The organism is Olleya sp. UBA1516 (genome assembly GCF_002323495.1).
GTDB lineage: Bacteria > Bacteroidota > Bacteroidia > Flavobacteriales > Flavobacteriaceae > Olleya.
Map to the genome: position 1 here is coordinate 1 of NZ_DCQO01000023.1, position 18,003 is coordinate 18,003.

Sequence of the window (18,003 nt, forward strand, 5' to 3'; positions counted from 1 at the left end):
CATTTTTGTTCCAGTATCTGCTTGTTGGTGATTGTTAGTAACAGCAATAGAGTAAAATTCGCCTACAGAATTATCCCCTTTTAGTATACAACTTGGGTATTTCCAAGTTACAGCACTTCCAGTTTCAACTTGCGTCCAAGAGATTTTTGCGTTTTTTTCGCATAAACCACGTTTGGTTACAAAGTTGTAAACACCACCTTTTCCTTCGGCATTACCAGGATACCAGTTTTGTACTGTACTGTATTTTATCTCAGCATCATCTAAAGCAATAAGCTCTACAACTGCTGCGTGTAATTGGTTTTCGTCTCTACTAGGTGCAGTACAACCTTCTAAGTATGATACATAACTACCTTCATCTGCTACTAATAATGTGCGTTCAAATTGTCCTGTACCTCCTTGATTAATCCTGAAGTATGTTGATAATTCCATTGGACATTTAACACCTTTAGGAATATAACAAAAAGAACCATCACTAAATACAGCACTATTTAATGCAGCATAAAAGTTGTCTGTTGTTGGTACGATGGTACCAATGTATTTTCTTACTAATTCTGGATGTTCTTTTATAGCTTCAGATATTGGCATAAAAATAATACCTTTTTCTGCTAAAGTCTTTTTAAATGTTGTGGCAACAGACACAGAGTCAACAACAATATCCATAGCGACATTGTTCATCTTTTTTTGCTCGTCAACAGATATTCCTAGCTTTTTATACATTGCTAGCAAATCTGGATCTACGTCATCTAATGTCTTGTTTGGGTCCACAGCAACAGGAGCAGAGTAATATGCAATTGCCTGAAAATCTGGTTTGGTATAATTTACATTAGCCCAATCCGGTTCTTCCATTGCTTGCCACACTTTAAATGCTTCAAGTCTCCATTCTGTCATCCATTCTGGCTCTTCTTTTTTCATAGAAATAGCACGAACGATATCTTCGTTTAGACCAATAGGGAATGTTTCAGATTCTATATCTGTAAAAAAACCATATTCATATTCTTTGGTTTTTAATTCTTCTCTAAGGTCGTCCTCTGTATATTTTGACATAATTTGTCTATCAGTTTTGTTATAATGAAAATGATTCGCCACAACCGCAAGTACGGTTAGCGTTAGGGTTATTAAACACAAACCCAGTTCCGTTTAATCCGCCAGAGTATTCTAAAGTGGTACCTATAAGATAAAGAAAACTTTTTTTGTCTACAATAATTTTAACGTCATTGTCTTCAAACACTTTGTCTTCATCTTCTTTTGCTTTGTCAAATTTTAAATCATAAGACAATCCAGAACAACCACCACTTTTTACACCAACGCGAACGTAGTCTGTGCTTGGGTTAAAGCCATCATCATTCATCAATTCGATGACTTTCTTTTTAGCGGTATCAGAAACTTTTATCATACTTGTTAATTAGATTTTATCTAAATAGAGTGCAAAGATACAACATCAGTCGCTTTTTACCATATCAACTAACATTATATTAGTATATGGTTTTATAGGTTTTTTTTATTCAGGAATAAATGCTGGATTGTTTAAAAAAGAAGGGTCAGAAAGCGTTAGCAAAAAGGCCTTTAGGTCAGCTTTGTCTTGTGTTGTAAGATTGACACCTCCTTGTGCTACTTTTTTCATTAAAGGATCAATGGTTGAAGACGCTTGTAGTCCTGTACTGTAATGCTCTATAACTTGCTCTAATGTTGCGAATCGACCATCATGCATATAAGGAGCAGTGTAGGCTAGATTACGTAAAGATGGTGATTTAAATTTACCATTATCATTAGGATTACCAGTTATTAAACCAAATCCTAAATCTGAAAATGTGGCATCCAAACCGTTGTTGTGAAGCTTATTATCTGTCCAAAGTGGATTGTTTGGATTACCATGACAATGAAAACAATCACCTCTAGATTCGTCCATAAAAACATCCAATCCGTTTTGTTCTTGGGGTGTTAATGCAACTTCTCCGTTTGAGAATTTATCAAATTTTGAGTTACCGGAAATTAAAGTGCGTTCAAATTGAGCTATTGCTTTTGAAACTAATGTTTTAGTAATTACTGAGGTACCAAAAGCCTGTTTGAATAGTTGCGGATATTCTGGATGATTATTAAGTTTTGCTTCTACTGGTTCCCAACTATCATTTCCCAGCTCGTTAGCATCTATTACTGGTTCTAGCGCTTGGCTTTCTAATCCTAATGCGTGTCCATCCCAAAAATATCTGTCGTCAAAATTCCAAGCTAAATTAAATAGAGGCATGCTATTTCTGGTGCCTTCAATGTTTGTCACACCAACACTAAACTGATTTTGATCAGCAAAAGCATGTTGTGGTGAATGGCAACTAGCACACGCTTTGGTGTTGTTAACGGATAATATGTTGTCAAAAAATAACTGTTTGCCTAATGCCACACCTTCCACAGTTAATTTGTTACTCACAGGAATTATGGGATCAATTAATTTGTCTTCAAATAGTGAAGGTATTTCTAATTGAAACGGAATAGGTACATAGGCGTTGTCATGCGATGCTTCCTCGGAAGAGCAACTAAAAAGAATTATAAAAAATAGGCTGTATGTTAACCAGTGTTTCATTAGTTATTGTGTGATTTCGCCAATAGTAAACACACTTAAAATGTTTTCTTGCATCATTTTTTGAGCGTCATAATTAGGCATTAAAGGTGTGTCTAATACGTTTAAGTCCCATGTGTTAGGATTTGTAAATAGCTCAGCGATATTCATTTTAACCTCTATTGTAGTTTCGGTGGTTATTGTTATTGGTGTGTCTAAAGTTATCGTTGCAAAATTTTGTTCAAATAATCCATCTTCAACTCTTGCTGTACCATTATGATAGTTAAAAGGTAAAGGGTCTGGTGTGTCTACATTATACATACCATCAAATTGTAAAAAATGATAACCACCACCTAACATTTCTGGCCAATTCCAACTGGCTGTATTTAATAATGGATAGGCTCCATCAATATTATCTTCTTCATCAAAACCCCAGACAAAGCTTAAAGTGTAAGTTCCGGAAGGAATTCCATTTATGTCTGGCGCAAAATTGTATGTCTCTTCTACTGCTAAGTCTGTAAATTTAAAGCCTTCAAAACTGTAGGTGTCTCCTGCTGTATTTGTTAGTTTGAATTTAGATGTTAAATATCTAAATCTAACCATGTTTATTACTTCACCATTAGCATTTGTAACTGTTTCTGTTTCTAGATTGCTACTATTAATTAGAGTGTCATTCCAATCATGCGTAAATTTAAAGTTAACGCTTGCAGATAATGTTGTGTTGTCATCCATATCCTCGTTACAAGAAAATGTAATTGCTAAAAGCAATATAAGGGCAATTGTTTTTTTCATTTTTATTTTATTTCAATTAAGAGTAAGTCTGTAAATCCTTTATTTTCTATGATATCAAAATCATTACTGCTGGATTCTCCAACAGATATTATTGTGCCATTATTAAGTTGCGTAATTCCGTATAAAAAGTCAATGTTACTACCTCCAATACTTTGTTGCCATTTTAAGCTACCATTAGCGTCGATTTTCAAAACCCAACCATCATTTTGACCTTTATTATTAGTTAAATTTCCGGTTAAACTTCTTGAGCTTCCGCAGATAACAAATCCATTGTCTTGAGTTGAAGAGATTGCTCTACCAACGTCAAAATCTTCTCCTCCATATGTTTTTTCCCAAAGTAATTCTCCTTGCGGAGAAATTTTTATTAGCCAGACATCTGCAGCTCCAAAATTTGTGCTTACGTCAATATCTTCGCTCCTGGTATCTCCTATAATTAAATAGTTTCCGTCTCCTGAAGGTGTTATTGCTCTTGCTTCATCAATTTCATCTCCTCCAAAATTTTTCTCCCATTCTAAGTTACCTAAGTTTGATATTTTAACAACCCAAAAATCATAAGAACCTTTATTATTAGAGATATCTGTGTCTGCGCTATCTGATGATCCGACAATAATAAAACCTTGGTCTGCTGTTTGAATGGCATCATAGGCAGTGTCTGAGAAAAAACCACCAAAGTATTTACTCCATTCTAACGTTCCGGATTGATCCAATTTTACAGCCCAATAATCTCCGCCAGCATGTAATGTTTGGTTGCTTCTGGTATTTCCTGCTCCATTGGATGCTGTAACATCTAAAACTCCGGTTACAAAGAAACCATTGTCGCTAGTTTGTATTATAGAGTGGCCTGTATCTATACCTGAAAAGCCATACGTTTTTTGCCAAATCAAGTTGCCTTGAGCGTCTATTTTTATAATCCAAAAGTCTTCCTGTCCATTATTGTTAGTGATGTCTCCATCGTTACTGTAAGTAAATCCAATTATTGCATAACCTCCATCGTTAGTTTGAATAATATCATTACCTCTTTCGTCACCTGATCCTCCATATGTTTGAGACCATTGTAATTGGTTGTCTTGATTGTATTTTACAACCCAAACATCATAACTGTTATCTAGTTTAGTTGTTACGTCACCATCTGTTGATTGTGTAAAACCTAAAACGATATAACCACCATCAGAAGTGTTTTTAACAGCTTGTCCACTCTCGTTTTTAGAACCTCCAATTGTTTTAACGCTTTTTACAATTCCTTGCGTTGTAATCGTTGGATTAGGAGTTGTGTTTTCAGTATCGTCATTACACGATAATGCTATTAAAATAGTAAAAAGGGTTAAAGTTTTATGGATTGTTTTAATTTTCATTTAATTAATTGCTTTTACGTACTATAAGTAATCCGCCTTCAATATCTCCAATAATTATATTACCACTTTCAAAATACGGATAGACACTCCAAACACCATTAAAAGCAGCGCTATTGCTTGATGGATAGGTGTCAAAATATCCAGTTTCTGTCATAGAATTAGTTGTAGATGCTATGTTGGAAATGTCTAACACTCTTAATCCTGCTCTGTAATTAGCTAAATAATATTCGTTACCTTTTACGTAGCCATTATGATCAATTGCTGGCGTTGGGCCAAGATAGGTGGCATGCTCAATTGGGTTATCTAAGTCTGTGAAATCAAAAACTAGTGTTTTGGTGTTAAATCCAAAATTTTGTTCGTCTTGTTCGTCGCCTAAAATAAAATATTGTTGATCCTCTGTAAACCAACCTTGATGCGCATAAGCAGTCTGTGGATATGTGAAGCTACTAATTTCAATCACATTGGATTTGTCTGTAACGTCTAATATTACAACCTGATCTGTATTACCATTACTACCTACATATATTTGTTTTCCTGTATAATCTAAATCTGGACCAGAGTAAGTGACTACTTGTGCGTCATGCGTATATCCTACAGCTGTATAGTCTCCTAAATTTACGGGATTAGTTGGGTTACTAATATCGACAAATATAGGTCCTCCACCATTTGTTGACGAGCAACCTACTAGGTAAGCTACACTTTCAGATTCGTTAATAACGATGTTGTGACAGCTACCAACATCATTAAACAATGCATCTGCAGTAAAATTTTGAGGTGCATTAATTACATTTCTTAATCGTGTTAAATCAAAGACTTGCATACCATGTGATCCAACATTATCTGCTACTATAAACGCATGATTGTTATAAGTTTTAACATCTCGCCAGGCGCTTGATCCAGCACTTGAGTTTAATCGACCTAAGAATATTGGGTTAATAGGATCCGATACGTCAACAAAAGCGGTACTGTTTGATAACCCAATAATTGCATATTCTTTACCATCCAAAGGATCTGTCCAACCCCAAATATCACTTCCTTCCTGATTACTGTTACCGCTTAATATAAAAACATTGATTTGTCCTAATAGGTCGTAACCATTGCAAGGATATGGTCCTGCCATACCATCTATACATGGATAAAGTGGTGCGTTTTCTGTTTCACAAACATCTCCAATTCCGTTGTTGTTTTCGTCTAATTGATCTGGATTTGCAGTTAAAGGACAATTATCAAAATCGTTAGTAATACCATCATTGTCTAAATCGTCATCACAAACATCTCCAATACCATCGCTATCAGAATCTTCTTGATTAGGGTTTGCAATATTAATACAGTTATCAATATCATCTGCTATTCCGTCTTGATCAGCATCTGCAATTGTTGCTACAGGTGTACCTGTCCCGTTTTCGTCATCTTTAGAGCAACTTTGATATATAATTAAAAAACAAAGGATGCTTAAGCTAAGCATAAAAGATTTTATTGTTTTAGAAATGTTTTTCATGGTGTTAATTATTGACTATTAGTTTTTTGGAAACAGAATTGTTGATTTTAACCAAATAAATTCCGTTGGATAAATTAGGAATAGGTAAAACGTATGAATTTGTGTTAATATTGCTTTTAGAAATTAGCTTTTTACCAATTATATTGTAAACTTCTACTGTGTTTATAGTAGCTGAAGCTTTAATTGTTACATTAGATTGTGTTGCTGGATTTGGAGATATAGAAATAGTGTTATCTAATTCAAAAGTTTTTGTGCTTAAAGGATTATCGCTTGCACGTACTACAAATAATCCTCTTTCAATATCACTGACTATAATATTTCCACTTGAAAAATATGGGTAAATACTCCAAGCTCCATTAAAATTGGCGCTATTACTAGAAGGAAATGTGTCAAAATATCCAATTTCTGAATTAGTGTTGTTGGTAGAAATTAGAGTAGGAATATCCAATACACGTAAACCTGCTCTGTAATTTGCTAAATAAAACTTGTCGCCTTTAACATAACCATTATGGTCGATTGCTGTAAATGAAGCTTCGTAAGTTGAAATTAGTACTGGATTATCTAAATCTAACATGTCAAAAACAAATGTTCTGGTTCCGAAACCAAAATTTTGCTCATCTGTTTCGTCACCAAAAATAAAATATCTGTGATCATCTGTAAACCAACCTTGATGTGCATAACCTGGGTTAGGATAAGAGATTTCTGAAATAAATTGAGGATTGTTTTTTTCTGTTACATCTAATAATACAACTCTGTCATTTGAGCCACCATTACTAGCTAGTAAAATTTCGCGTCCAATATAACTGCTTACTCCACTTACTGTAGGGCTTGTTACGTTATTATCTGTTCCGTTGTAGGTTATAACTTGTGCGTCATGTGTGTACCCTTTTTCAGCATAACTACCAACTACAGTAGGGCTTGATGGATTTGTAATGTCTACAAAAACAGGTCCTCCACTTGCAGCTCCACTACAACCAACTAAATAGGCTATCCCTTCAGATTCATTTATAACAATATTATGGCAACTTCCAATGGTTAAATCGCCAGAGCCTCCATTTCCAGTAAATCGTAATACTTGAGGACCATCAAAGGTTAAATCGCTATCCACTCCATTTCTTAAAATGGTTAAGTCAAAGACTTGCATGCCATGAGCACCAACACCATCTGCCACAATGTAAGCATGGTTATTGTATACTTTAACATCGCGCCAAAACGATGTGTTATTGTTTACGGTTTCTATTCGGCCTAAAAATATCGGGTTTATTGGGTCACTAATATCTACAAAAGCAGTACTGTTAGTGGTTCCTATAATGGCATATTCTTTACTGTCGAATGGGTCTGTCCATCCCCAAATATCACTTCCTTCTTCATTACCTAAAGTTGTAGCTAATGTAGAGATTGGAACTCTAGATAATAAATCATAACCATCACAAGGATAATTAGTTGTAACACCATCAATGGTATGCGATGCAAATCCGCCTACACATGGACTTTGTGCAAATATTAGAGTGCTAGTAGCTAATGATAAGATAAGGAGTAGTTTTTTTGAAATATTCATTAGGTTAAGTTATTCATAATTTTTGGACACAAATTAAGCAGAAATAGCGATAAAACTTACTTTTAACTTGTTAAATTGATGAATTAATTACATTTGATACCTCTTGTTTTTAATAATTAAACAATTTAAATGCTTTTTTTGTTAAGATTGAATTAAGCTTAGTATTTTTGCAGTATGATAGAAGATAAAAACCAACAACGTACAGATTTAAGCCAATTAGGAGAATTTGGATTAATCGATCATTTAGCTAAAAGTTTTGAGGTAACTCAAAAATCTACAATTATGGCAATAGGTGATGATGCTGCTGTTTTAGAATTTGATAAAGATAGAGTAGTAGTGTCTACAGATTTTTTAGTTGAAGGTGTCCATTTTGATTTAAGCTACATGCCTTTAAAGCATTTAGGTTACAAAGCGGTAATTGTCAATTTATCAGATATTTATGCCATGAATGCAGAGGCGACTCAAATAACAGTGTCGATTGCTGTATCTAATCGTTTTCCTTTAGAAGCTATAGAGGAGCTTTACGCTGGTGTGCAAACTGCTTGTAAGTTATACGATGTTGATTTAGTTGGAGGTGATACGACCTCTTCGACTTCTGGATTAATTATCTCTGTGACTGCAATTGGTCAAGTAAAAACAGGTAAAGAGGTTTATAGAAGTGGAGCCAAACCAAACGATTTATTAGTAGTGTCTGGAGATTTAGGAGGTGCTTATCTAGGTTTGCAAGTTTTAGAACGTGAAAAAGAAGTTTTTAAAGTGAATCCTAATAATCAACCTGATTTAGATGGGTACACTTATATAATAGAGCGTCAATTAAAGCCTGAGGCTAGAAAAGATATAATAAAATTACTTGCAGATTTAGAAGTTAAACCTACTGCTATGATTGATATTAGTGATGGCTTATCTTCAGAAATTTTACACTTGTGTAAAGCCAGTAAAGTAGGTTGTGATCTGTATGAAAACAAAATACCTTTAGATCCTCAAGTTATTTCTACTAGCGAAGAGTTTAATATGGATAGTACTACTATTGCTTTAAGTGGAGGAGAAGACTATGAGCTGTTAATGACCATATCTCAAGAAGATTTTCCTAAAATTATAGCGAATCCACATTTAACTGTAATAGGTTATATTACAGATGAAGCTTCAGGTGCACATTTAGTTACAAGAGGTGATCAAAAAATACAACTAACAGCTCAAGGCTGGAATAGTTTTGAAACTAACTAAGATGTCATTTTTAAAACAGTTGATTGTATAATTTGACTGTTGCTATATCTAGTTAATTTGTTTCGATGAATACGCTCTAACACCGAGTTAATTTCTTTATACTTTGGTGTCAAGTCGGTTAAGTATCCTTTGCTGTTTATAGTCATTTCTTTTTTGCAATGACAGCACTTATACTCTTTAATATGATAGGTTACTTTTTTGCTTACGCTAAAATTGTGTCCAAAAACAGAACAGTATAAACGTCCCTTTAGTGATGGTTTTTGTTGTGCATTATTCATACTTATAGGCCTTTTTGTAATCAGATAATTATGGTTAGGTCTTAGAAATCTGATAGATAGCAATTCCGAATATATGAACAATATTTTAAAAATCGGTCAAAAAGCTATATTTATTCGTTAAAACACACTATTTCTTGTAGGAATTCTTCTTTATTTTCTATGTGAGACATGTGTCCACCATCTAGAATAGTAATTGTAATACCGTTTAATTGTTCCAGATGAAGTACGTCCGATTTGGATAAAATAGGATCGTTTTTACCTGCTATAATTAACTTTTTACAGTTTAGGTTTTCCAAAATTGCAGTTCTGTCAATTCTAATTTTCATGCCTTCTTGCGTGGCAACGTAACTTTGTAGTGGTGTTTTTAAAGCTTCGGTTTTAATGTGTTCAATTTCTTTTTCAAAACGTAATCTGTTATCTTCAAAAAACAGATTGCTTATAGACATACTCACTAGGTTTTCATAATTGGATTTTGCGACTTTAATGGCTCTGTTTCGAAGTAAGATACGTTCTTCACTATCTGCAAATGGTGTCGAGTTCATTAAACACAGCCCTTTTATTAGTTCTGGCTTAATTTCGGCGAAAGCCAAAGCAACATAACCACCTAAGGAATGACCAATAAGTGTTGTGCTTGTAATATTTAAATGTATCAACACGACGTTTATTGCATTTGCAAAGTCTTCCATAGTATGCACATAGCCTAAACATTCCGTTTTGCCATGACCTAATAAATCTATGGTAATAACTTGGTGTGTTTTTTCTAATACTGTCACTGTGTCTTTCCACATTGTGCTGTTTTCTAAAAAACCATGTAATAATGTGACGGTTTTACCTTGTCCCGAAACTGAGTAGGCAATTGATATCCCTTTGTAAGTTAAAATCATAGCCTGCAAAGATAATATTTGTACTGTTTTTAGTCTGTTGTTTTGAGTAAGTATTTACTATATTTGATTGCCAAGACGCTAAATAATATAATTATGAGATTAAATACAATTCTTTACACTTTTGCTTTTTTAACGTGTATGACATTATCTGCTCAAATTGAGGAAGATAAGTTAGATCAACTTGTTGAAAACACCTTAAAAACGTTTGATGTTCCTGGAATATCTGTTGGTATAATTAAAGACGGTAAAGTAGTATATGCTAAAGGACATGGCGTGCGTGCATTATCTAATAAAAAAGCAATGGATAAAAGTACTTTGGTTGGTGTAGCTTCCAATAGTAAAGGGTTTACTTGTTTTGCATTAGCTATGATGGTGGATGAGGGTAAGCTTAATTGGGATGATAAAGTTAGACAACATATTCCAGAATTTAAACTACAAGATGCTTGGGTAACAGAACAGTTTACGATTAGAGATTTAGTTACGCATAGAAGTGGTATGGGACTTGGTGCAGGAGATTTAATGTTTTTTCCGGAAGCTAGTTTTAAAGTGGAAGATGTTATTAAAAATGTACAACATTTGGAGGCAGAAAGCTCTTTTAGAAGTCAATTTGCCTACAATAACAACATGTTTATTATTGCTGGAGAAGTTTTAAAACGTGTAAGTGGTTTGTCTTGGGAAGAGTTTATTGAAACCAAAATTATGAAACCTGTAGGGATGATTAATAGTAAAGCGTCCTATAATCGTGTGACTGATAAATCTAATATTATTGAAGCACATACATTAGCAGATGGTAAATTAGTACAAATTCCGCATGATTGGAGTCCCACTGCAAATCCAGCTGGAGGTATTGTTAGTAATGTGGATGATATGTTGACTTGGGCTCAGTTTTTAATGAATGATGCTGTAACTAAAAATGGGGAACGTTTGCTTAGCGAAAAACAGTTTGATGAACTTTGGCAATTGCAAACACCTTTAAAAGTAAGTGCTAATGATAGTTATGATTCTAATTTTAGAGGTTACGGTTTAGGTTGGTTTGTAACTGATGTAAAAGGTGGATATAAGCAAGTATATCATACTGGAGGATTATTGGGTACAGTGACGCAATTTACTATGATTCTGGATTTAGATTTGGCAATTGTAGTATTAACTAATCAGATGAATGGTTCGGCTTTTAATACCATTACTAATACCATTAAAGATAGTTATTTAGGTTATGAAGACCGTAAATGGTTAGAAAAATTAGGTCGAAATAACAAGGAATGGTACCAATATAACGATAGTCTTAAAACTGTAGTTTTTGATCAGGTAGCTAAAATGAAAAATAGTAGTAAAACTGTGGATGTATCTGCTATTACAGGTACTTATACTGATGCTTGGTTTGGAAATGTTAGTATTACACAAAGTGGAAATGATTTACGAATTACTTCAGAGAAATCTAAGACGCTAAACGGAAGCGTTTTGCCATACAATGCAACTACTTATATTGTTAAATGGGATAATAGAAGTTATGATGCAGATTGTTTTATGCAATTTAGTTTTAACGAAAAAGCTAAAGCGGTAAGCGCAACATTAAAACCAATTGCTCCTGTAACAGATTTTAGCTTTGATTTTGAAGATTTAAAATTAATTAAGCAAGACTAATTTTGAATAAAACTAAAGATCTTTTAATAACAAGCTTTGCATTATTTTCGCTTTTTTTTGGAGCAGGAAATTTATTGTTACCTCCACTTTTAGGTTATAATGCTGGTCAGAATTGGTTTTGGGTAACCTTAGGTTTTGTTATAACAGCAGTAGTAATACCTATTATTGGTATTTATGCGCATGCTAAATTACAAGGGACTTTATATGACTTTGGTAAAAAAGTGTCTACAATATTTAGTTTTATTTATTGTGTTTTAATTTATCTTATTGCAGTAGCTATTCCGTCACCACGTACAGCAGCAGCAACGCATGAGATTGCAATACATCCAAATTTTGGTACTTCACCTTTATTAACTAGCAGTATATACTTTATTTTAGTATTGGTTTTTGCTTTAAATCGTTCTAAAATATTAAACATAATAGGTAAGTATCTAACGCCTTTTATAGTAATTATGTTGCTGTTGGTTATTGGTATTGGGTTGTATTCCGCACAAATGGTTACTAACCCAACGCAAATGGATACTCCAATTGTTGCTGGTATTTTAGAAGGGTATCAAACTTTTGATGCTATTGCAGCAGTGGTCGTTGGAGCAGTTATTATTATCTCAATTAATATTAAAACTGACGCTACTTTTGAAGCTAAAAAGGACCTGATTAAAAAATCAGGTTTAATTGCTGGTTTTGGTTTGTTTATAATTTACGCAGGATTAATTGCAGTTGGTGCTTCATACGGAACCGAAATTGATATTAATAGTAGTTTAAACAACGACATGCAACGTGCTAACCTTTTAACAGGTATTAGTGTTAAGGCTTTAGGTGATTTTGGGTATGCAGTGCTAAGTGTTTTAATTGCGTTGGCTTGTTTTACAACAGCTGTTGGTATTGTGACAGGTACTGCAGATTATTTTAAAGGTTTAATAAATAACTCTCAGACGGTTTATGTGGTAACAGCAATAATTGCTAGTGTGTTTGGTGTTGTGGTTGGGCAATTAGATTTTAATACCATTATAGTTATTGCTTTGCCAATACTTTTATTTATTTACCCAATAACTATTGTATTGATTATTCTAAATGCAATACCAAATAAATATGCTACAGCTTTAGTTTTTAGAGTTGTTGTATTATTGACGTTTGTGTTTAGTATTCCTGATGTTGTAGGTGTTATAAGTCCTTCAAAAAATTTATCAAACGTGGTCAGCTTAATTCCTTTTGCTCAATATAGTTTAGGATGGGTTTTACCAGCACTTTTAGGATTTATTTTTACTAATTTACTAGTTAAAAAGACTTGACTTTTTAAGTAGAAGTTTTTAACTTTGTGTAACAACTAAAATGTAATGTTATGAAAAAAGCAGTATTAACTTTAGTATTTTTAATTGTATGTTTTATGTCTTTTGCTCAAAGCCAGCCTAAAGTAGGTGATGTTTTAGAGGTAAAAGCTCCTAAGGGAGAGCACTACAATCATATTGATTTTCCAAGATTAAACATTTTAGTCAAACGTGGTAAGCTAGCAAGTTATAAGCCTGTTATAAATACTGTCGTTTTGATTGATGATGTAGTTGCTAAAGAAAATAAAACCTACGTTGTTTTAAAAAAGAAAGATGGCACTAAGTTTTTTGGACTTCAAACTACTGTAGAAGCGGATTATCAAAAGGCTTTAGATTCTGGTGAGTTGACTAAAGTTAACCCTAGTTTTTTAGGTTTTTAATAACTGAAAAGGCTTTATCAACCACATGGTCTTCTACTAATACAGTAAATTCGTTTGTGGTCGAAACGACTTCGTAAATAGGAATGTTTTCCCAAGCTAATCGCTTAAATATTTGGTAATATAATCCAGATATTTTGGAGTTGTCTTTAGGTAAGCGCACGCTTATTGCAGACAGACCTTCTTGTAATCCAATTTGTTTTTCATTAGAAAAACATTTGATAACTTTTTTGTTTTCCGAACTTGATATAATAATATTACTTTCAAAGATACCTCGTGTAAACGCATAAAAAATATCTTTGTTAGCCTCTACTTGATCTAATATTTTTGTGTGACTTTGTATTAATGTTTCTGAGTTTTGAAACGTAAAGTCACTTAAATTGGAGCGTACTGTAATATCTCCTAAATTTTGTAAGGTGCTTTTTAATTTTAAAGAATGTCTAAGCGTATTTGGTGTATTGTAACGTCGCAAAGCCATCATAATTGCTCCAGATTTTACTGGTTTACGTAGCATGGCACTAATGGGAGCGTTTAACTCTTCTGCTAAAGCAGAATAATTAATAATACTTCTTGACAACGCTTCTTCTAAAAATGGTTGAGTAATTAGTATGTCTTCTACGCAAGAGGCTATGGTTTTCATTGTGTTAATTATTTAACAATTTGTGCAAAAATAGTACAATTTTTTCATTTTTATGGCTAGATAAAAGTCCCTAAGTAATTTAGCAGTATAAATGTAAATAATATGTTGGTATTAAAGTTTGGAGGCACATCTGTTGGGTCTATTGAAAATATAGTTAATGTTAAAAACATTATTAACAATGGACAACAAAAAGTTGTGGTTTTATCTGCTATGTCAGGTACCACAAATGTCTTAGTCAAAGTTGCAGATTACATTAAATATAATAAGCCAGAAGATGCTTTAATTGTTATTGATGCACTTAGAAACACCTATAACACGACCGTTAAAAATTTAATTACAACACCAGAAATTTATAAAACGGTTTTTGTGTATGTTAATAATACTTTTAATTCACTTGAGGTTTTGGTCAATAGATTGTATGACGATTTATTATACAATCAAATAGTGTCGCAAGGCGAGTTATTGTCAACATTTATCTTTAGCCATTATTTACAGCAAGAGAATATAAATGCTGTGTTATTGCCTGCTCTGGATTTTATGCGCATTGATAAAACAAATGAGCCTGATAATTATTACATACAACAAAATTTAAATCGTGTAATTAATGAGTCGCCAAAAGCAGAGATTTATATTACGCAAGGTTTTATTTGTCGTGATGTAAAAGGAAATGTTGCTAATTTACAACGAGGAGGAAGTGATTATACTGCTACCATAATTGGAGCTGTGTTAAAAGCAAAAGAAGTGCAGATTTGGACAGATATAGATGGTTTTCATAACAATGATCCACGATTTGTAGAGAATACAACAGCTATTTCTAATTTGTCTTTTGATGAGTCTGCAGAGTTGGCTTATTTTGGAGCCAAAATATTACATCCTCAAACCGTTATGCCTGTGCGTGAATTGGATATACCAGTTAGGTTAAAAAACACCATGTTACCAGAAGCGCATGGTACATTAATAACAAATCAAGTCCATGGTGAAGGGATTAAGGCAATTGCTGCAAAAGATGGTATTACTGCCATAAAGATAAAGTCTGCCAGAATGTTATTGGCACATGGTTTTTTAAAGAAAGTATTCGAAATTTTTGAGCGTTATGAAACGTCCATAGACATGATTACAACATCAGAAATTGCTGTGTCATTAACCATAGATGATACCACGCATCTAGAGGCTATTGTAGAAGAATTGGATCGATTTTCAGTAGTTGAGGTTGATAATTATATGAGTATTGTATGTTTAGTTGGTAATGCTATTATATTTCATCCAGACACGCCTAATTTGTTTCAAATTTTGCAAGACGTAAGCGTGCGTATGATATCTTATGGAGGAAGTAATAATAATATCTCTTTGCTTATTAATACAAGTGATAAAAAAGAAACCTTGAAAAAGCTACAACGCTATGTTTTTGAGAGTCATTCTGTTTTAGTTTAAAATGAGGAAAAGCAAGCTTTTAGGGCTTGCTTTTTTATTTTAATTACTTTTTTTTAAAGTCGGTTTTCAACAATACTTTTTAATTTAAAGTCTTTGCCCCAAGTCGCCTTTATTTTTAAGTGATAAATTTTATCTTTAAATTTTCCCTTTGATTTGATTTTATATAATAAATTGTAAGTACATAGGTAATCTTCACCTAGTTCTGAAAATTTAAAAGTGTCCCATTGCACATTCGTAGTGCTTTTTGGGAAATTTTTTAAATACTTTGAGGTTTCTATTATTATTTCATCTAAAGTTAAATCTGATTTGTCATACCAATTATTGACTTTCGGAGCTATATAGTTTTTTAAAGCATTTATGTTGCCATTTTCTAAATGTTGATAATATTCAGTTGTTTTCTTTCTGATTTTACTTTCAGTGTTTTCGTAAAAAATAAAAAAACTAGTTGTAGTTATAATCAAAAGAAGCATCCCTATTAAAATGTTTTTATGCTTAGCTTTAAATTGCTTTTTCTCTAGATTATTGTTGGTATACTCTACATCGTATGACTTTAAAATTTCATTGGTGACTGCTGATTTTTCAATTTTGAATTTGTTGATAAAAGAAGGGTATAGTTTAAGATATGCTAATTCATTTAAAGGAATTAAGCTTATATTTTTCGGGTTTTCGGGTGAGCCTTCTATTCCTAGAACTATAAAGACTGAAGTGTTTTCATCTGCTTGTATTTTTCTAAATCGTTCTAATTGGGTAAAGCTAATCACCTCCACCATATCGTCCGAGTTGAAGCTTGAACGATATTTTGCTTCTATATAAAATTCCTTTTTAGTTTTCTTGCATCTAAATTTGAAATCAGGTTTTAGAGTGTTCTCAGAATATCTTTTGCTGTTTTGACTAAAAGCATTAGTTCTATGTATTAAATCATATTCTGATTTTGGGAAAAGATTCTTTTCTACAAAACCTTCGAATTTTTCTCCTTTTTCGAAAGATGAATTATCCATTATTTAATTTCTTTTGAAGTAAAGTTTATTTTGAAAATTTTACTTATTCATTATATCTTCAATTTCCTCAATTTCAATTGGGATGTCTCTCATTAAATTAAAAGGTTCTCCAGATTTTTGGATCACAACATCATCTTCCAATCTAATACCAAAACCTTCTGCAGGAATGTAAATTCCAGGCTCAACAGTAAATACGTTGTTAGCTTGCATTGGTTCTGTTAAAATCCCGTAGTCATGCGTGTCTAATCCCATGTGGTGTGACGTACCATGCATAAAGTATTTTTTATAAGCAGGCCAATCTGGATTTTCGTTTTGTACATCTGTTTTATCAAGTAGGCCTAAACCTAAAAGTTCACTAGTCATTAATTTACCAACTTCCACATGGTAGTCAGCCCAAATTGTACCAGGAACTAGCATTTTTGTAGCCTCATTTTTAACTCTCAAAACAGCATTGTAAACCGCTTTTTGTCTGTCATTGTATTTACCGGAAACAGGTATAGTACGTGTCATGTCACTAGCGTAATTAGCGTATTCTGCTCCAGCATCAATTAATATTAAATCTCCAGCTTTACACTCTTGATTGTTTTCTATATAATGTAATACGTTAGCGTTGTTTCCAGAACCTACAATTGGTGTGTATGAAAAGCCTTTAGAACGATTATTTAAAAACTCATGCATAAACTCGGCTTCAATGTTGTATTCCATAACGCCAGGTTTAACAAAGTTTAAAACACGTCTAAAACCTTTATTTGTAATATCACAAGCGGTTTGGATTAAGTCTAATTCAATTTGATCTTTTACAGATCTTAAGCGTTGTAATATTGGATTGCTTTTAGCAACACTATGTGCAGGATATTTATCTTTTATCCATTTAGTAAAACGGTCTTCTCTTGTTTCGGTTTCTACATTAGCTCTGTAATGCTCATTGGTGTTTATGTAAACGGTTTCGGCTTGCGTCATCATTTCAAACACAACTTTTTCTAAGTCTTGTAACCAATAAACGGTTTTAATTCCGCTTGTAGCCAATGCAGCCTCTTTAGTTAGTTTTTCACCTTCCCAAACAGCAATGTGTGCATTGGTTTCTTTTAAAAATAAAACCTCTCTGTTTTTAGGATTTGGACAATCCGGAAATAAAACTAAAATACTTTCTTCTTGATCAACACCACTTAAATAAAAAATATCGCGTTGTTGTTGGAATGGTAATGTGCTATCCGCACTAATTGGATAAATATCATTAGAGTTAAAAAAGGCAATACTTTTTGGCTTCATTTGAGAAGCAAAATTTTTACGGTTTTTTATAAATAATGACGAGTCGATTTTGTGATATTTCATAAGAAAAATTTAATTTTTAATTTCCACAGAAGTGAAAAAATGTATTCATAAAATTTGAGTTATAATTTTTTCCGTCAAGCGGAAATTATAACTAGCTGTAAAAATAAGAACTTTAAGATAGATAA

The 18,003-nt window shown here is 33.0% G+C and carries 17 protein-coding genes; 5 read left to right on the plus strand and 12 right to left on the minus strand.

The genetic code is table 11. From position 1 onward, the window contains the following. The 7 genes from sufB to B2989_RS15195 form a co-directional block, all read right to left on the minus strand. Window positions 1-1,044, minus strand: a 1,044-nt coding sequence (sufB, locus tag B2989_RS15165) for a Fe-S cluster assembly protein SufB (protein ID WP_292950111.1), incomplete at its 3' end; no start/stop codon positions are given. A gap of 19 nt (window positions 1,045-1,063) precedes the next feature. Then, entirely contained in the window at window positions 1,064-1,393 is a 330-nt protein-coding gene (locus tag B2989_RS15170; protein WP_028282341.1) for a HesB/IscA family protein, read from the minus strand. 105 nt (window positions 1,394-1,498) lie between these two features. Beyond that, entirely contained in the window at window positions 1,499-2,572 is a 1,074-nt protein-coding gene (locus B2989_RS15175; RefSeq protein ID WP_292950114.1) for a cytochrome-c peroxidase, read from the minus strand. Between the two features lie 3 nt (window positions 2,573-2,575). Then, complete coding sequence (locus tag B2989_RS15180; protein WP_292950116.1) at window positions 2,576-3,340, minus strand: MbnP family protein; 765 nt, start codon at window positions 3,338-3,340, stop codon at window positions 2,576-2,578. Between the two features lie 2 nt (window positions 3,341-3,342). Further along, a complete protein-coding gene (locus tag B2989_RS15185; RefSeq protein WP_292950118.1) occupies window positions 3,343-4,692 on the minus strand; it encodes a hypothetical protein in 1,350 nt (449 codons plus the stop codon). A 4-nt stretch (window positions 4,693-4,696) separates the two neighbouring features. Further along, window positions 4,697-6,190 carry a choice-of-anchor B family protein gene (locus B2989_RS15190; protein ID WP_348661396.1) on the minus strand — a complete coding sequence of 498 codons (1,494 nt, stop codon included), beginning with the start codon at window positions 6,188-6,190 and terminating at the stop codon, window positions 4,697-4,699. Window positions 6,191-6,194: 4 nt separating this feature from the next. Next, entirely contained in the window at window positions 6,195-7,748 is a 1,554-nt protein-coding gene (locus B2989_RS15195) for a choice-of-anchor B family protein (protein WP_292950120.1), read from the minus strand. 174 nt (window positions 7,749-7,922) lie between these two features. On the opposite strand from B2989_RS15195, the gene thiL reads away from it, so the two are divergent. After that, window positions 7,923-8,972, plus strand: coding sequence for a thiamine-phosphate kinase (gene thiL / locus B2989_RS15200; protein ID WP_292950122.1), 1,050 nt, complete (start codon window positions 7,923-7,925; stop codon window positions 8,970-8,972). Here the strand turns inward: thiL and B2989_RS15205 are convergent. Next, window positions 8,969-9,250 carry a hypothetical protein gene (locus B2989_RS15205; protein ID WP_292950124.1) on the minus strand — a complete coding sequence of 94 codons (282 nt, stop codon included), beginning with the start codon at window positions 9,248-9,250 and terminating at the stop codon, window positions 8,969-8,971. The two genes, thiL and B2989_RS15205, sit on opposite strands and share 4 nt — an antisense overlap. Before the next feature lie 110 nt (window positions 9,251-9,360). Then, window positions 9,361-10,134 (minus strand): alpha/beta fold hydrolase, encoded by a 774-nt coding sequence (locus B2989_RS15210; protein WP_292950126.1) that lies wholly within the window; start codon window positions 10,132-10,134, stop codon window positions 9,361-9,363. A 93-nt stretch (window positions 10,135-10,227) separates the two neighbouring features. On the opposite strand from B2989_RS15210, the gene B2989_RS15215 reads away from it, so the two are divergent. The 3 genes from B2989_RS15215 to B2989_RS15225 are packed head-to-tail and all read left to right on the plus strand — an operon-like array spanning window position 10,228 to window position 13,480. After that, a complete protein-coding gene (locus tag B2989_RS15215; protein WP_292950128.1) occupies window positions 10,228-11,775 on the plus strand; it encodes a serine hydrolase in 1,548 nt (515 codons plus the stop codon). A 2-nt stretch (window positions 11,776-11,777) separates the two neighbouring features. Continuing rightward, window positions 11,778-13,064, plus strand: coding sequence for a branched-chain amino acid transport system II carrier protein (gene brnQ / locus B2989_RS15220; RefSeq protein ID WP_292950130.1), 1,287 nt, complete (start codon window positions 11,778-11,780; stop codon window positions 13,062-13,064). A gap of 50 nt (window positions 13,065-13,114) precedes the next feature. Next, entirely contained in the window at window positions 13,115-13,480 is a 366-nt protein-coding gene (locus tag B2989_RS15225) for a hypothetical protein (RefSeq protein ID WP_292950132.1), read from the plus strand. Here the strand turns inward: B2989_RS15225 and B2989_RS15230 are convergent. After that, on the minus strand, window positions 13,461-14,117 hold the full coding sequence (locus B2989_RS15230; RefSeq protein ID WP_292950134.1) for a hypothetical protein: 657 nt from the start codon (window positions 14,115-14,117) through the stop codon (window positions 13,461-13,463). The two genes, B2989_RS15225 and B2989_RS15230, sit on opposite strands and share 20 nt — an antisense overlap. Window positions 14,118-14,219: 102 nt before the next feature. On the opposite strand from B2989_RS15230, the gene B2989_RS15235 reads away from it, so the two are divergent. Beyond that, window positions 14,220-15,548, plus strand: coding sequence for an aspartate kinase (locus B2989_RS15235; protein WP_292950136.1), 1,329 nt, complete (start codon window positions 14,220-14,222; stop codon window positions 15,546-15,548). 53 nt (window positions 15,549-15,601) lie between these two features. On the opposite strand, the gene B2989_RS15240 is transcribed toward B2989_RS15235, so the two are convergent. Further along, window positions 15,602-16,546 carry a hypothetical protein gene (locus tag B2989_RS15240; protein ID WP_292950138.1) on the minus strand — a complete coding sequence of 315 codons (945 nt, stop codon included), beginning with the start codon at window positions 16,544-16,546 and terminating at the stop codon, window positions 15,602-15,604. Between the two features lie 39 nt (window positions 16,547-16,585). After that, the gene (locus B2989_RS15245) at window positions 16,586-17,878 is read right to left on the minus strand and encodes an aminopeptidase P family protein (RefSeq protein WP_292950140.1); all 1,293 of its coding nucleotides are present in this window, start codon (window positions 17,876-17,878) and stop codon (window positions 16,586-16,588) included. Window positions 17,879-18,003: the final 125 nt, after the last annotated feature.

Bases quoted from the DNA above. Each gene is read 5' to 3' on its own strand.
- B2989_RS15170 (WP_028282341.1), bottom strand. From the start codon at position 1,393: ATGATAAAAGTTTCTGATACCGCTAAAAAGAAAGTCATCGAATTGATG.
- B2989_RS15175 (WP_292950114.1), bottom strand. From the start codon at position 2,572: ATGAAACACTGGTTAACATACAGCCTATTTTTTATAATTCTTTTTAGT.
- B2989_RS15180 (WP_292950116.1), bottom strand. From the start codon at position 3,340: ATGAAAAAAACAATTGCCCTTATATTGCTTTTAGCAATTACATTTTCT.
- B2989_RS15185 (WP_292950118.1), bottom strand. From the start codon at position 4,692: ATGAAAATTAAAACAATCCATAAAACTTTAACCCTTTTTACTATTTTA.
- B2989_RS15190 (WP_348661396.1), bottom strand. From the start codon at position 6,190: ATGAAAAACATTTCTAAAACAATAAAATCTTTTATGCTTAGCTTAAGC.
- B2989_RS15195 (WP_292950120.1), bottom strand. From the start codon at position 7,748: ATGAATATTTCAAAAAAACTACTCCTTATCTTATCATTAGCTACTAGC.
- thiL (WP_292950122.1), top strand. From the start codon at position 7,923: ATGATAGAAGATAAAAACCAACAACGTACAGATTTAAGCCAATTAGGA.
- B2989_RS15205 (WP_292950124.1), bottom strand. From the start codon at position 9,250: ATGAATAATGCACAACAAAAACCATCACTAAAGGGACGTTTATACTGT.
- B2989_RS15210 (WP_292950126.1), bottom strand. From the start codon at position 10,134: ATGATTTTAACTTACAAAGGGATATCAATTGCCTACTCAGTTTCGGGA.
- B2989_RS15215 (WP_292950128.1), top strand. From the start codon at position 10,228: ATGAGATTAAATACAATTCTTTACACTTTTGCTTTTTTAACGTGTATG.
- B2989_RS15225 (WP_292950132.1), top strand. From the start codon at position 13,115: ATGAAAAAAGCAGTATTAACTTTAGTATTTTTAATTGTATGTTTTATG.
- B2989_RS15230 (WP_292950134.1), bottom strand. From the start codon at position 14,117: ATGAAAACCATAGCCTCTTGCGTAGAAGACATACTAATTACTCAACCA.
- B2989_RS15235 (WP_292950136.1), top strand. From the start codon at position 14,220: ATGTTGGTATTAAAGTTTGGAGGCACATCTGTTGGGTCTATTGAAAAT.
- B2989_RS15240 (WP_292950138.1), bottom strand. From the start codon at position 16,546: ATGGATAATTCATCTTTCGAAAAAGGAGAAAAATTCGAAGGTTTTGTA.
- B2989_RS15245 (WP_292950140.1), bottom strand. From the start codon at position 17,878: ATGAAATATCACAAAATCGACTCGTCATTATTTATAAAAAACCGTAAA.